Source organism: Paenibacillus hemerocallicola, from assembly GCF_006265175.1.
Lineage (GTDB): Bacteria > Bacillota > Bacilli > Paenibacillales > NBRC-103111 > Paenibacillus_AB > Paenibacillus_AB hemerocallicola.
In genome coordinates, this window is sequence record NZ_VDCQ01000013.1 from 1 (window position 1) to 14,460 (window position 14,460).

The window sequence follows — 14,460 nt, forward strand, 5'->3', positions numbered from 1 at the left end:
CCGCACGTACGGTTTGATGAGGAGGGGCTGGCATCCCCAGCCCTTTACTCTACTTAACGCAATTATAAGTGTTTTATACCTCCAGAATCTGGGGCTTAATGTTTATCCTGATGATTATTATGGTGAGTGGTGGAAACAAACAGAACAGATTGAAGTATCCACGAAGTTGAATGAATATGATTGGAGCGAAATCTTAGAAATTACAGATGATTTTATTGTCTTTGTTGATTGAGAAGCGTGGGATGGGGATCCCGTTCACGCTTTGGCTTCGACCCGAACCGATTGCACCAGAAATGACCGCCTATGTATTGACAAAAGATGTCGAATATTGGATGATGCTAGCAATTGATTTGTCACAAAAAGGAAGATAGAGAGGGGGATCGAGATGCTGCGTGTCTACATCGTCTTTATGTGGAAGGCATTTTTGCAGCGGTTTACGTATCGGGCAAACTCGTATTTTTTCATTTTAAGCTCCATCCTCCGGCTTTCGATTTTGGCCAGTCTGTGGATCGCCTTGATCGGTGAGGGCAGCGTACAGGACACAACCGCAGCAGATATGATGTCGTTTGTGCTGATCAACATGGTTGTTTCGGCGCTGACACGCTCCAGCATCGGAAATAAGCTGGCAGAGCGGTTTACGGATGGATCGATCGCAATCGATTTTATTCGGCCGATACGGTTGAAGTATTATTTGATCGCTGAGCAGCTCGGCGAAAACTTGTACAGCACCATCTTTCATATTATCCCGGTTGTCGTGGTGGGGCTGGTGTTTCTCGATGTGCAGCTCCCGGCTGCCTGGTGGCAAACCGGCATGTTTGCGTTGACGCTCTTACTCGGAATTATGCTCATCTATTCAATCAATTACTTGATCGGGCTGCTTGTGTTCTGGATGAAAACCGCCTTCTACACCAACTGGCTGCTCGGGGCGTTGATGGAGCTGTTCGCCGGATCGGTTGTGCCGTTATGGTTTTATCCGGCAGGATTGTACCACATTGCGATGTCACTGCCATTCCGCTTTATTTCGTTTGAACCGGTCTCGATCTTTTTGGGCAGGACGACATGGAGCGAGAGCTGGACCGTCGTTGGTTTCCAGTTGATTTGGATTGCAGTGCTGCTGCTGCTCGAGTATATGCTGTGGCGCAAAGTCCAGACCAAAGTCATTGTTCAAGGGGGGTGAACCAACGTGGCGTTGTACCGCGCATTTTTGCGTTTGAAGGCGAAAGCCATGGTCGAATACCGCGGAGCTTTTTTTCTGGGAGGCATCTCGCAGGCGTCGGCGTATATTGCCGAGTTTGTCGTGCTCTGGGTGATGATTACCCGCTTTCAGTCGATAAACGGTTGGGCAGCACAGGAAGTGATGGTGCTGTACGCACTGAACCTGATCTCCTACGCCATCGCCGGGAGCTTTTTGTACAGTGTGTGCACAGGACTGGCATCCATGGTGCAGTCCGGCAGCTTTGACGAAGTGCTGACCAAGCCGATGAATCCGTTGGTGTACTTGATCTGCCATAAATTTGTGTACCAGTACGCGAGCCATATTCTCGTGGCGAGCGGCATTTTGACTCTTTGTTTTATCCAGCTGCGTCTGACGGTCACGGTTGGGTCGTTTGTGTTTCTCCTGCTTGTCATTTTGGGAGCGGCGATGATTCAGGCTTCGGCGTTTCTGTTCACATCGGTCCCCGTATTCTGGCTCGTGCAAAACCAGGCGATCAGCGGGTTTGCAGGCGACCTGCGCGGCTTTATTCGTTACCCGATTTCCATTTACAAGCCAGGCGTGCAAATCGTTCTGACGCTGCTTATCCCGTACGCCTTCATTAACTTTTATCCAGCACAATATTTTCTAGGCAAATCGGACTTTTTGATGTTCCACCCGCTCTTCCAGTATGTTACGCCGCTCGTCGGAATTGTTCTGCTAGTTGGGGCGTACCAGTTTTGGAAGCTGGGGCTGCGTCATTACAAAAGTACAGGCTCATAGCAAAAGGAGGGGAGCACGATGGCATTTATTGAAGTGGACCAGGTGAGCAAGCATTTTCAAGTCCATACGAAAGCAAAAGGCATGTGGCCAGCATTGAAATCGCTTGTGAAGCGGGACTATACAACGAAGAAAGCGGTACAGGATATTAGCTTCCACATTGAACGAGGCGAGCTCGTTGCATACATTGGACCAAATGGCGCTGGAAAATCGACGACGATCAAGATGCTGTCCGGCATTTTGCAGCCGACGAGCGGGACGATTCAGGTAGGGGATATTGTTCCGTACCAAGACAGGAAGCAAAATGCGATGCGGATGGGTGTCGTCTTTGGGCAGCGTTCCCAGCTGTACTGGGACTTGGCGATGGAAGATACGTTCGACTTGTACAAGCATATGTACAAGATCGAGGAGCAGCAGTTCAAACGGAATGTGGAGTTTTATGTGGAACTGCTGCAGATGCAGGAGTTTCTAACCCGGCCTGTACGCCAACTGAGTCTTGGTCAGAAGATGCGGGCAAATTTGGCTGTTGCGCTGCTGCACGATCCGGACGTCGTCTATTTGGATGAACCGACAATTGGGCTGGACATTATCGCCAAATCGCGCATCCGCCAATTTGTGAAAGAAGTGAACAAAGAAAAGCAGACGACGCTCATGTTAACGACCCACGATATGGACGATATTGAGCAAATTTGCAACCGCATCATTATGATTGATCAAGGACAAGTGCTGTATGACGGTTCGTTATCGGCATTCAAAGAAAGCTATGCGGGCGGGCATTTTATCCGCATTGAGCTGGAATCGGACAGCTTTTGGCTTGAGGATGAACGACTGACCGTTGTCAAAGATGAAGGGCCGCTGAAAACGATCCAATTTCAGAAAAAGCAAATTGCCGTTCCGGAAGTGATTCAAATTTTGACGGCGCACAACCGGGTCAAAGACATCCAGATGCGGGAGACGAGCATTGAAGATATTGTGAAAGACATGTACGAAAGCAGAAGTACGGCAAGCGAAGGCTGAACAGGAGAAGTGATCAGTTCACCGATATTTCGTGCAGTAACAACGGCCTTTGACCATAAGGAAAGAGGGACCAGGTGATGGAAGACAGCAAGCAGCGAATTATTCCACTCACAATGTGGACCGTCGGGTGGGCATTTGTCGCGAGATCGTTTAAGCAGAGCTACATCTATCGTTCGAATGTACGGATCGCGTTTGTGCGCAACATACTCGGGCTGTTTATTACGTTCAGTGTATGGACAATACTTTACCTAGGCATTTCGGATGTCAAGGGAGTCACATACCAGGAGATGGTTCAGTACGTCATTATTAACAGCCTGGTGGCAGGATTGGTCACATCAAGTATTGCGCAGAAGCTTGGACAACGGGTTGCAGACGGCTCCATCGGAAACGATTTGATCAAGCCAATCAGTGTCAAGCTTACTTGATCGCCGAACAAATCGGGCAAAAATTGTTTCGGCTTGAATTCAGTACGATTCCGGCTGCGGTTATAGCTGTTGTGTTTTATGGATTCGGGCTTCCGGAGCAACCATATCAGTTGTGGCTGTTTGTACTCAGTCTCCTGTTGGGTGTCGTTATTATGTCTATTTTCATCTGGTAGTAGGGACATGGGTGTTCTGGATCAAGACGTCCTTTTATATTGACTGGATTTCCAAAGCGTTATTTATCAAGCGTCCCAAAATTGAGAAACTTATCGAAAAGGTTTATACGATGAAATATACATGAAGAGTATTGAGTAAATATTATATTTTATGAGTGGAGTCTGAGATCTAAACTTGTTGGTTGAACTAACGGGTACGTTAGTTCAACATATTAATTCGAAATACGGATTAACCCCTCCCAAACATAGCGAAGCTAATAGTAATTAGCCTTGGGAGGGGTTTTGTTTTATGAAAATGACTGATCTCTGGACGTTGTATGAGGCCGATAAACGCATTCTGGGTTTTAGTCCGCATACTTTAAAAGCGTATTCCCTTCAGTTTAAGGTACTGGCTCATGAGATTGGCAACCTAAACATCGAAGAAGTGTCGTTGGACTTACTGAAAGGATATTTAGCAAGGCAGTCGGAACGGTTGAAGCCAAGCAGTTTGGGCCATCGTATACGGTTCATACGATCCCTGTTTCGGTTTGCGTTTGAAGAAGGACATATTGCTAAAAACCCTACGACAAAGCTTAGAGAACCAAAGATGGAGAAGCGAATCCCGAAGTTTTTGATCGAAGAAGATGTAATTAATCTCAAGATAACCTGCGATTCCCTGCGCGAGCACGCACTCCAAGCGTTTTTGTATTGTACGGGTTGTCGCGTAGGTGAGGTTCATAAATTAGATATTGAAGATATCAACTGGGAGAGTTGCTCTGCGATTGTGCACGGCAAGGGATCTAAGCAACGAGAAGTGTATTTTACAACCGAATGTAAGGTCTGGTTAAAGAAATACCTGGAGAGTCGAGAGGATTCTTGCAAAGCCCTATTTGTGACGGAAACCCTTCCTGTGCGACGATTGGCCATACCCACAATACGTTATTCGGTAAAGAAACTTGCAGCCCGTGGAGAGGTTGCAGTCAACGTGTATCCTCATCGATTTCGTCATACATATGCTACACAAATTGAAACAGCAAGAAAAGTTGTTTCTAACTTGAATACACCGATTACTTTTATTGAGGCACCTATGGAGGAAATACCAGGATTACCTGTAGATCATTTCGATAAGGCCCTATCAATTTATGCCCTTGGATGGACAGTAAATTTGCAGAAGACATTAACAAATATATATCGGAGTCTAAAGGCTGGTGGAGTATTTGTTTTTAGTTGGGAGCATCCAATTCACAGCGTAGTCGAATACACAGAAGATGAATTGAAGTTTAGACGCTCATATGTGAAGGAAGGATTCGAAAAACACGAATCATGGAGAGATACACCGATCGTGATGCATAATAGAAAAGTTAGCACCTTTGTTAATGACTTGATTGACGCAGGATTTGTTATTGATAAAGTAATCGAGGAATCAAACATCGATGAAAATGATACCTCTAATCCAAATAAGTGGTATTCAGGCGCAAAGGCAAGGATAATACCTTCAACATTAATTATAAAGAGCCACAAACCATAAAGTTGTTGAACTAACCGGGTACGATAGCTTGGTATTCAACTAGAACGAGGCTGCTGACTTGGATCGGCGGCCTTGTTGCGCTATCGGGCAGTTTACCTCAAAGTTGTGTGGTCTTCTGTCGGTGGCAGCAATGAAGATTAAAAAAGTAAAAACAAATACCTTGACCCTGGACTTACCCAAGGGTTTATCATGGTCATTGTTGGAGGAATATCTTGGATAGGAGGGGGTACGGTGTACACCATTGGAGAAATATCAAAAATCGTTAAAACATCTGTCGATGCACTAAGGTATTATGACGAAATTAGCCTTCTAAAGCCCGTACACGTTGAAGAAAGTAACCGATATAGGTACTACTCAAAAGAGCAAGTTAGCCAACTGTTGTTGATAATGGAACTAAAGCAATATGGGTTCAGTTTAGATGCCATCAGGGAACTGCTACATAATGGAGTGTATTTAGAAAGACAAAGGTTAAAGCAAGCCTTATTTGCAAGGTTACAACAGCTTGAGAAAGAAAAAAACGTTCTTGTGAAAACAGTCGCTTCTGTTTATCGAAGAATAAATGAGATAGAAAGGGATGAAAAGGGAATGAGTGCGAAAAAGATTTTGTTAGTTGATGATGTAGCTTTTATGCGACAAATTCTTTGTGAAATGTTAGAAAAGCACGGTTATCTCGTTGTTACGGCTGAGAACGGTCAACAGGCTATTGACAAGTTTAATGATGAAAAACCAGACATTGTTATTATGGATATTAATATGCCTATAATGGACGGCATAACTGCAACGAAAATAATAAAGGAAATCGACAAAGACGCAAAGATATTAGCTTTATCCGCTAAAGGTTTCTTGCCAGTAATTTTTGAGATTCTTGAACAAGGAGCAAGAGACTTTGTAGTAAAACCATTCCAAGAAGAAACTATTCTTGATGCTTTAATTAGGACATACGATGGAAATGTTATTTTTAACGAACAAACGTTCCAAGCAATAAAAGAACAATTCGGAGAAGACAACACAAATAAAGTAGCAATGCCACAAGAAATGATTTCAAAAGTGCTTCAACTTTGCACTCGGGAGTATGACGAACACACTGGTGAAGAAATAAATGAGATCATGCGGTATCATCATCATTCCTAAATAACGATCCGCTATTCTATCGAGCGTTTTTTTCCAAACGATTATTTGCTTTGCTCAACTAACGGGTACGATAGTTCAATCTCCAACTATGAGCTGCCGACATGGATCGGCAGCCTAGCTCCGTCTTTGACCACTGACGTAAACAACCCGATACGATAATTTTAATTGTATTCCAAGCGTTTGCGTGTAGTGTCACTACGCTGACATTACCCCAATCAAAGCGAAGTTCCCAACGCATGAATTTAACATATATATCTATCTACTTTGCCCCCGGTGACAGCGACGCTGGTATTACCCCACGACGCTGGTACTACTCCTACTTTGCGGGTGGTGTCAGCTTCGCTGGTACTACCCCAACAAATAGAAACCGCGATAATCGCGGCAAGGCTGTCAAGAAAGTCTCGACAGTCTTCTTTTATATCTTAATCATTTAATACGATACCGCGTTAATGTTTCCGAGTAATTGACCAATACGTTTCGTTGCGTCCGCTCGTGACACGTCCTGGACCACCTTAGAGTATGAGAAAACGCCAAGCTGGAGCGATTCAGGGCTTAGCGTATATTTTCGTTAAAATGTTGGCGAGACCCCTACTAGACTTAAAAATCTTGTAATCCTGCAGCCATAGGCAATGCCTTACAACATCACCTTTTCCCCCGTCCTCGCACTCTCCACCGCCCCAAACACCATCCACATGCTCTTGATGTTATCCCGGCAGTCTGTCTCGGCGGGGCGGTCTTCCTCCAGGCTGGCGAACATTTCATCGAAGCAGCCTTGGTGCATTTCCCGTCCCTGGTAAGTAGCGGGCACATTCAACTGCTGCAACGGATGCTGGAAGCCTTCTGTAGCTCCCTCTACAACCGCCTCACCGACAGGCAGGTTGATACCATCCCATTCTGCGCTTCCTTTGCTGCCATTTACTCGCCATTCCGCTTCCCATGAAGTGCCTAAGCCTTGGGCGCACCAGGAGCCATTGTAACTAAATACGATGCCGTTATCCATTTCAAAAATACAGCTGGCCGAAGCGTTCCCTTTGTACCATGATCCCGGGGGATTGTATCCGTGGCAGTAGACAGATACCGGATCAGCGCCTGTAATAAACCGTGCCTGGTCAAAGGTGTGAATCGCCATGTCAAGAATGAGCGGATTGTCCATCGCATCGCGAAAACCGCCGAAATGGGGGCCGAGAAAGAAATTGGCATGAATCGAACCGATGTCGCCGATCTGCCCTGACTGGACAAAATCGCGATAAGCACGGATCGTCTTCAAGTAGCGGCGGTTCTGCATGACGGCATAACGCTTGCCCGTCTGCTCGCTTGTTCGTACGATCTCTTCAGCGTCCTGCAGTGATTCCGCCATCGGCTTCTCTCCCAATACATGAACGCCTGCCCTCAAGGCGGTCGTGACAATATGCTTGTGGCTCGCCGGGATAGTCACATCGAAAACAAGATTGGCATCGGTAGATGCTAACGCAGCAGACAGATCAGTGAATATCGGCACATCCAGTTGATGGCGTTCTGCCATCGCTTGTGCTGTCGCTTCATAAAGATCGACAAAAGCGACAATTTCAGCGTTGTGCCGCTCCTTCGCTTCGGCCACCCAAGCTTGCGCCATTCCACCGCAGCCAGCAACGATAATTTTATGTTGTATGGTCATTGCATTTTCCTCCTTGAAAATGGTACCCGATTGCGAGCTTCTGCATCATTTGTCATTTCGGATCCGGCACAAAGTCACCACCGCGGCAGCGTTTCAAATAATGCAGCGCATGGACCTGCCCAGTCATCTCCAGCTCATTTTTATACACCGGATCATGCGAGCCTTCGATATCGATACTACCCTCGTAGCCGCCTTGTCTTAGAATGGAAATGATGTCTGTCCAATTCGAATCGCCAAATCCAAGCAGTATGATTTGCGGCAGCACGCGCTCGGCATCCACTTGTTATTTACCAAGGTGCCAATTTGTATTTGTTTCAAGGTTTATTCCTCCTGAGTAATGAATTCTGCTCTTATCGTATCGTAGTTCGAAACGCGCTGCTAGAAACGAAATTAACTTCTACTCATACGATCTTATGCTCTTTTCAGGAATAATGGCGTTGACAGCGGGAAATCATCCTTATATAGTGTTAAAATCGTATGATTTGAAAAGGGGAGGGGAGCCACGTAGATGACCATAAGCCCGCATAAAGAAAATACCCGAATTCCCGACAAAACGTTCCCGATCAATATCTTTTTTGTCGGCGACGTTTACTTGCATTGGCATGATCACATCGAATGGATTTATATTCAGGAAGGAAAAGCGAAGGTTCAAATGGACGCCGATTTTGTAACCCTTGAGCAAGGGGAGCTGGCATTTGTGAATTCCAAGCAGGTTCATGGTGCAACCAGCCTTGCATCACAATCGAAGCTTGTCTGCATCGTATTTAATGAAGCCCTCGTCCGTGGCAGTGGAATGGACATTACGGAGTATCACTACTTTCAGCCTTATCTGATCCAGCGCCAGAAGTGGCCGAGTACTATCCGTGCTAATGAGCCCGAGATGCAGGAGATTGCCTCGGCCTTTGCTAGGCTTATTGCCGAATTTGAGGAGAAGCGTCCGGGCTATGAGCTGATTGTGAAGGCGGAGCTGCTAAGGATTTTTGGCCTCTATTTTCGCTACGCCCAGCAATCGTCCGCCATCAGATTGGCACGTCATCCTTTGCATGCTTACGAATTCTCGGATTTACTGCAATTTTTGCGCGAGCACTACTACGAGACGATCACCATCGCACAAGCGGCACAAATGGTGAGCCTGAGCCCGAACTACTTCTGCCGTGTGTTCAAGCTGGTGACGGGCAAAACGCTGATCGAATACATTCATCTGCTGCGTGTGCAAGAGGCTGAGCGGCTGCTGCTTGAAACCGACCTCCCCGTGACGGAAATTGCCACGGCTGTAGGCTTTACCAATATGACCTATTTTGGGCGTATATTTAAAAAAATTCGTAATGCCACCCCTTCGAAAATCCGCGGGAAGTAGCTAAATGGATGGAGGACGAACTGTCAAAACGTCTCCAAAGCATTCAGCAAATATTGGGGGGCCGCCAGTCAGCTTCAAACAGGAAGAAGTAGTTCATTTCTGCTTGAAACTTGCCTAAAGCTGCAAAGTGTCAAGCGAAGTTGGCTGCTGACTTTTTGCATATTCCACTGTCAGTCTCCTGCCGGATTATCCGTCGGTTTGCCGGACATCGGTTGTGTACGCTATTGTGCGGCCATGGTATAGTAAAACCAAAAAATGGTGATCGGGGGGACGATATGTTTCGGTATGGCAAATATCAGCTCATGATGATCGCTGTGCTCATCATTGTCGTATTACTGCCTCTTGCCTCTCTTGCCGCCGTTAATTTCACTATGTCGTTGAGCAACGCCAAGGAGCAAACCGAGCGCTATAGCCGGCAACTGCTGGAGCAAACGATGAACGAACACGGCTTGATGGACGAGCAAATGAAGAATATGATGTTCGACATGCTTGGCAATATGGACCATTACTATGCGGTGATGGACGAATATTACACCAATACGAACACGCTGGGGTTTCTAAAGGAAATGGAGCAGCGAATCGGCATACACGACAAGAGCGTGTTGTCCATATATTTGGTGGATTTAACGAATCGGAAGGCGTATTCTTCTTTTGACAACCGGCTCCAACCGTTTGCGAGCTTCTACGATCAAGCATTCTTGAGACAGTTCGATCCTAGCGTCGAACGCAGCGGTATCCGGTATTGGACCCGTAACATTTACAAGGAAAACGAGTCAGCGTTAGAACTCATGTCGGATACGATTAAGGATAAGCTGGCGCAGCAGCGCGAAGGCATGATGACGTACTATATGTACGTGGGTCATTCGGGCAATCGGGTTGGCGTAATTGCGGTCAATTTGCGGCTTGATTTCCTGAGAGCGCGCGGAGCCGAGTTGAAGGAGAAAACAGGCGGTACGCTGTTCGTGACCGATTTCCGCAACGAGCTTCTGTTTCGCGCCGATATGGAGAGGACGGCAGACGCAGGCACTAGCGTAGAAATACCCGGAAAGCAGCAAGGCTTGCCGGCCGAGCTTGATTCGGCGGGAGAACACGGCTTGAAGTTGAGCATGCGACATCAAACAAGCAAGTTCGGATATACGCTGCTGATTCCGCAAGCCGCGTTTGCAGACCGGGTATATAGGCAAACCGCGTCATTTATCGTCATCGGAATATTGGCCGCGGCGTTCAGTCTGGCGGCGGTGTTTGCCGCATCCCGTTACTTGTATCGTCCGATCTCGGGGATCGTACAGCTCGTCGGACAAGCTTTTCCCCCGCGTGCGGAAAAGTTGGGGCAGGGCGGTGCACTCATTATGGACGAGCCGACTTTTATAAGGCAGACGGTAGACCGGGTTGCAGGAGAGCAGCAAATCATGAAGGAAGCGATGCGCAAGCACCGCGAAACGATTAAACAGCATTTGCTGGACAAAATTTTGATGGGACAACTCCGGGATACGCTTGAGGAGCTTCGGCGGTTCGGAATCCGCCTCGATTTTACACATTTCACCGTTATCAGTGTTCAATTGCAAGGAAGGGACGATGCGGCCGGACTTAAAGGGATTGATAGCGAGCTGATCCGCTATGCAATCGGCAATATCGCAGAGGAAACGCTGCGTAGCCCCGGCCATGCCTTCGCGTGTTTGAAGGATAGAGAGACCGTCAGCATATTACTCAACTCCCCCGGCGAGATGCCGTCTCAGGAACTGGTTGAACTGTGCGGTGCGCTGCAAACCAGCGCCCGCGGCTATATGCATGTGCAGCTTGATATCGGGATCGGCGGCTACCGCTCGGATGTCGGACAAGTATGGCAGTCTTACCGGGAAAGCTTGCAGAGCCTGGCCTACAGCAAGCTGATGGATTGGGGCGTGATCACGCTTTACAGCGAGCTGGAGCGGATGGAAGCGCAGGGCGAAATCGACCTCGGCCAAACGATTGAATGGGAAGATTACGAGAGCGGCTATATCCGGGCCGTCAAGCTGGCCGATAAAGAGCGGCTTGCCGAGCTGTTTGCGTCAATCCGCGAGGAAGCCAAGGAGAAGCGGATATCTTCCTCCGCCATACAACGGTTTACGCTGCAGTTTCTCGCCAGTCTGACCAAGCTGTACGGAGAATACCGGTTTGGGGGCAGCCGCTGGGAGCTGGAAAGCCTGTTCGATAAGCTGGCCCAACGCATGCGGTTCTCCGAGCTGTTGGCGCACATGGAGCGGCTTACCGGACAGTTCGTTGCTTTATTGGAGGGGAAGCGAGCCTATATTAACCGGGATCTGGCGGAACGGGCGATCCAAACGATACGGTCCGATCTGTCGTTGACGGTGGAGGCCGTTGCCGATTCGGTTTCGCTGAGCTCGCCTTCGTTGAATAAATTGATTCGCGAATATTTAGGCATGTCGACCGGAGAATTCATCGTGAAAGCACGAATAGAAAAAGCCAAGGAGCTGCTGGAAAGAACCGAAAGCAAAATCGAGGAGATCGCCGGCTTGACGGGGTACGCAACCGCCCGCGGTTTTTATAAAATTTTCAAAGAGGTTACGGGCATGACGCCCAGCGAGTACCGCAAGTTAACGACGAGATAAATGGAAGCCCGCCCTTTGGCTCTGCAAGGCGCGGGTTTTTCTATTATTCCGTTATTTTCGAATTGTTCAGTTTCTGGCTGGACCGGTATGGACGTATGATTGTCTAAAACGGCACAGCGCCCTAAGGGACGATATTACTATGAAGAGGCACATGGGAACGTTTCAGCTTAAGATCGTTGTTCTTTTATGCTCGATCGTGTTTCTGCCTATCTGTTTATTGGCTGCGCTTAACTTCAACATTACGTGGGACAATGCGCAGAGCCAGACGCAGAAATTCAGCCGGCAGTTGTTGAGTCAGGCGATGAACGAGCACGCGCTCATGAACGAGCAGATCAATGGCGTTCTTTACGATATGCTCGCTAGCGGCGATAAGTATATGACGATTCTCGACCACTATTACACGGATGTGCAAACGCTCTCTTTCATTCGGGAGATGGATCAAAGGCTTGCGATCCAGAACCGGTATATCGCCTCGATTTACATACTCGATTTGCAGCAGCGTCAAGCTTACTCCACATTCGATCATAAGCGGGTAACGTTCGAACAGTTTTATGACAGGAGCTTCCTCAGCAGCCTTTCGGACCGGGACGGTTTACGGGGCGTACATTACATGAACAGAAATATTTACATGCAGAACAAGGATGCGTTCAGCGGCATGCTCGTTACGGCGCAGGAGAAGCTGCTGCGGCAAAACACCGGCTTCTCCACCTACTATATATATTTCGGCGGAGCCGGCCCGAAGGCGGGAGTCATCGCGATCAACATCAGGCAAAGCTTCCTGTTGGAGAGGGACCGGTTTTTACAGCAGCATACAGGAGGCTTTTATTTCATAACCGGCCCTCGCGGGGAGACGCTGTACCGCTCCGCGAGCGGCGGGGATTTGCTGGATAAGGTCCGGTCGGAATACGGAGACGACCCCGGCCTTCGCGTCCGGATAGACGATATGCATTATTTGAATATGCGGCTCACTCATTCGGTATCCGGGATGGACTACTGGCTGCTTATTCCCGAACCATCCTTCTCCAAGCTGGTGTACCGGCAAAGCGCCGTTTTCGTTCTGATTGGACTCGTCTCGACCGTTCTCAGCATCGTAGCGGTCATCGCCGCGTCGCGCTACTTATACAAGCCGGTTTCACACGTAGTACGGGAAATCGGCCATATGCTGCCGTGGGCAAAGCAGTCGTCGCAGATCGACGAGCTTGGCTACGTGCGTTCCGCTTTTCTCGAATTGGTCGGCGATCGGCGCAGTCTGAGCGATGTCATTCGCGAGCAAAGCGAGCCGATTCGGCAAAATATACTGCGCCGTCTTGTCCGGGGCAAGCTGGCGGAAGCGGAAGCGCTTCCGCTTCCGCTCCGACTTCCGTTTGTCTATCCGTATTTCGTCGTGATGGCGATCGGCATGGATACTTCTGGCGAACGATGGACCGCATATTCGGAAACGGATGTAGAGCTGACCGGGTATGCGGTGCGCAACATTGCCGAAGAGACGCTCTCCGGCAAGCTGACCTCGCAGACGCTTAGTCATGGCAAGGATACGGTCATTGTGATCGGGAACAGCGCGTCGCCTCCCGGTCAGCAGCAGCTTGCGGAGTGGGCGACATGCGTGCAGCGGAACGTAAGCGAATTTCTCGGCTTGACACTTGATATCGGCATTGGCTCCGTGCGGCAAGGACTGGAATGCGTATGGATGACTTACGAAGAAGCTATCAAGTGTTTGAGCTACAATAAGCTGATGGAGCCGGGGAAAATTACTTCAATTGATGAGCTGAAGCGGAAGGATGAGGAGCTTCCGGCCGGCTTCTCGTGGAGCGACTATGAGCAGGAATATATGAAGCACGTCAGACATTGCGACGAGGGGAGCATGGCCGTTCTGCTGCAAAGCATTTCGGACGAAGCAAGGCGGCAACAGGCGTCTTCACTGGAGCTTCACCGTTACGGGCTGCAATTTTCGGCGTGTCTGATCAAGCTGATTGAAGAATACAACGTGCCATTGGATCACGAAGATATGTTCGCCGCGATGACGCGGGCGCTGCAGTCAAACCGGTTCGCCGAGCTGCAACTGCTCGTTCAGCAGACGACGCAACGGCTGATAGAGATGATCAGGAAGAAGCGAACGAGCTTGAACAGAGATATCGTGACGCGAGCGGAAGCGCTTATCGGGAATGACCTCGGCATGACGGTGGAAAATGTCGCCGAAGCGGTCTCGCTCAGCCCCCCCACGTTGAATCGGCTGTTTCGGGAATTCGTCGGCATGACCGCCGGTGAATATATATATGCCGCAAAAATAAAAGAGGCCAAGAAGCTGCTTCTGGAAACGGACCGCCGCATTGAAATAATTGCCGAGCGAATCGGCTATACGAGCTCGCGGGGATTTTACAAAGTGTTCAAGGAGGCGACCGGAATGACGCCAAGCGAATATAGAAGGCTCCACGGAGGAACGGATTGTTCCAAGTATTCTCAATTATAGGGATCGTTCACTATCCGGCAAATAAGAGGATGCGGCATAATCGATTCGACTTCGCCTTTGCGGGAGCAGCGGAGCATTCGGAGACGGGGAGGGTCGGAGGAGACTGCGGCTAAGGTAGCCGGAAGTCCCGCATATCAACGAATGAACG

General features: G+C 48.6%; 12 protein-coding genes. 10 read left to right on the plus strand and 2 right to left on the minus strand.

Going from position 1 to position 14,460, the window contains the following annotated elements; genetic code table 11:
* From FE784_RS41565 to FE784_RS41570, 7 genes are all read left to right on the plus strand, one after another.
* A partial coding sequence (locus tag FE784_RS41565; protein ID WP_218103767.1) for a hypothetical protein occupies nucleotides 1-232 on the plus strand: 232 nt, incomplete at its 5' end.
* A gap of 153 nt (nucleotides 233-385) precedes the next feature.
* A complete protein-coding gene (locus tag FE784_RS11510) occupies nucleotides 386-1,177 on the plus strand; it encodes an ABC transporter permease (RefSeq protein ID WP_139602355.1) in 792 nt (263 codons plus the stop codon).
* Between the two features lie 6 nt (nucleotides 1,178-1,183).
* Nucleotides 1,184-1,975, plus strand: coding sequence for an ABC transporter permease (locus tag FE784_RS11515; RefSeq protein ID WP_139602356.1), 792 nt, complete (start codon nucleotides 1,184-1,186; stop codon nucleotides 1,973-1,975).
* Nucleotides 1,976-1,993: 18 nt separating this feature from the next.
* Nucleotides 1,994-2,989, plus strand: a complete 996-nt coding sequence (locus tag FE784_RS11520; RefSeq protein WP_139602357.1) for an ABC transporter ATP-binding protein — start codon at nucleotides 1,994-1,996, stop codon at nucleotides 2,987-2,989.
* A gap of 77 nt (nucleotides 2,990-3,066) precedes the next feature.
* Nucleotides 3,067-3,414, plus strand: a complete 348-nt coding sequence (locus FE784_RS11525; RefSeq protein WP_139602358.1) for an ABC-2 family transporter protein — start codon at nucleotides 3,067-3,069, stop codon at nucleotides 3,412-3,414.
* 462 nt (nucleotides 3,415-3,876) lie between these two features.
* On the plus strand, nucleotides 3,877-5,094 hold the full coding sequence (locus FE784_RS11530) for a tyrosine-type recombinase/integrase (protein ID WP_139602359.1): 1,218 nt from the start codon (nucleotides 3,877-3,879) through the stop codon (nucleotides 5,092-5,094).
* A 231-nt stretch (nucleotides 5,095-5,325) separates the two neighbouring features.
* Nucleotides 5,326-6,225 (plus strand): response regulator, encoded by a 900-nt coding sequence (locus tag FE784_RS41570; protein WP_218103768.1) that lies wholly within the window; start codon nucleotides 5,326-5,328, stop codon nucleotides 6,223-6,225.
* Nucleotides 6,226-6,859: 634 nt separating this feature from the next.
* Here FE784_RS41570 and FE784_RS11540 read toward each other — a convergent pair.
* Both FE784_RS11540 and FE784_RS11545 read right to left on the minus strand, forming a co-directional pair.
* Entirely contained in the window at nucleotides 6,860-7,879 is a 1,020-nt protein-coding gene (locus FE784_RS11540; protein ID WP_139602361.1) for a Gfo/Idh/MocA family protein, read from the minus strand.
* Between the two features lie 52 nt (nucleotides 7,880-7,931).
* Nucleotides 7,932-8,144 carry a hypothetical protein gene (locus FE784_RS11545; protein WP_246131991.1) on the minus strand — a complete coding sequence of 71 codons (213 nt, stop codon included), beginning with the start codon at nucleotides 8,142-8,144 and terminating at the stop codon, nucleotides 7,932-7,934.
* 243 nt (nucleotides 8,145-8,387) lie between these two features.
* On the opposite strand from FE784_RS11545, the gene FE784_RS11550 reads away from it, so the two are divergent.
* The 3 genes from FE784_RS11550 to FE784_RS11560 all read left to right on the plus strand — a co-directional run bounded on the left by FE784_RS11550 (nucleotide 8,388) and on the right by FE784_RS11560 (nucleotide 14,312).
* The gene (locus FE784_RS11550) at nucleotides 8,388-9,236 is read left to right on the plus strand and encodes a helix-turn-helix domain-containing protein (RefSeq protein ID WP_139602362.1); all 849 of its coding nucleotides are present in this window, start codon (nucleotides 8,388-8,390) and stop codon (nucleotides 9,234-9,236) included.
* A 275-nt stretch (nucleotides 9,237-9,511) separates the two neighbouring features.
* Entirely contained in the window at nucleotides 9,512-11,845 is a 2,334-nt protein-coding gene (locus FE784_RS11555) for a helix-turn-helix domain-containing protein (RefSeq protein WP_139602363.1), read from the plus strand.
* 139 nt (nucleotides 11,846-11,984) lie between these two features.
* Entirely contained in the window at nucleotides 11,985-14,312 is a 2,328-nt protein-coding gene (locus FE784_RS11560) for a helix-turn-helix domain-containing protein (protein WP_139602364.1), read from the plus strand.
* Nucleotides 14,313-14,460: the final 148 nt, after the last annotated feature.

Coding starts and splice junctions, on each gene's coding strand:
- FE784_RS11520 (WP_139602357.1), top strand. CDS start 1,994: ATGGCATTTATTGAAGTGGACCAGGTGAGCAAGCATTTTCAAGTCCAT.
- FE784_RS11555 (WP_139602363.1), top strand. CDS start 9,512: ATGTTTCGGTATGGCAAATATCAGCTCATGATGATCGCTGTGCTCATC.
- FE784_RS11550 (WP_139602362.1), top strand. CDS start 8,388: ATGACCATAAGCCCGCATAAAGAAAATACCCGAATTCCCGACAAAACG.
- FE784_RS11540 (WP_139602361.1), bottom strand. CDS start 7,879: ATGACCATACAACATAAAATTATCGTTGCTGGCTGCGGTGGAATGGCG.
- FE784_RS11510 (WP_139602355.1), top strand. CDS start 386: ATGCTGCGTGTCTACATCGTCTTTATGTGGAAGGCATTTTTGCAGCGG.
- FE784_RS11530 (WP_139602359.1), top strand. CDS start 3,877: ATGAAAATGACTGATCTCTGGACGTTGTATGAGGCCGATAAACGCATT.
- FE784_RS11560 (WP_139602364.1), top strand. CDS start 11,985: ATGAAGAGGCACATGGGAACGTTTCAGCTTAAGATCGTTGTTCTTTTA.
- FE784_RS11525 (WP_139602358.1), top strand. CDS start 3,067: ATGGAAGACAGCAAGCAGCGAATTATTCCACTCACAATGTGGACCGTC.